Source organism: Thermus sp. FJN-A, assembly GCF_054655095.1.
In genome coordinates this window covers 1-236 of the sequence record NZ_BAAHSC010000225.1, presented here as the reverse complement: position 1 = coordinate 236, position 236 = coordinate 1, and the positions used below count along the sequence as shown (strand labels likewise).

At 74.2% G+C, this 236-nt stretch carries 1 pseudogene; it reads right to left on the bottom strand.

From position 1 onward, the window contains the following. Positions 1–236: pseudogene (locus ACYQ0J_RS13495) on the bottom strand (tyrosine-type recombinase/integrase); the annotation flags it as partial.

Below are 236 nucleotides of genomic sequence, written 5' to 3'. Positions count from 1 at the left end.
GTCCCGGAGGGCCACCCGGGGGGAGCGGTTCTGGTAGGCCGCCTGGAGGAGGCGGGCCACCTCGGGCGGGGTGAGGTAGACGGGGAGCCTCCGGGGGAGCTTGGGCCGCTTGACCCCCTCCGTGGGGTCCTTGAGGAGGGGGAGGCCCTCCACCTCGGCCAGGTAGCGGAAGAGCTTCCTTAAGGAGGCCAGGACGCGCCCCGCCCTGTGGGGGCTCACCTCCCGGGAGGCGAGGA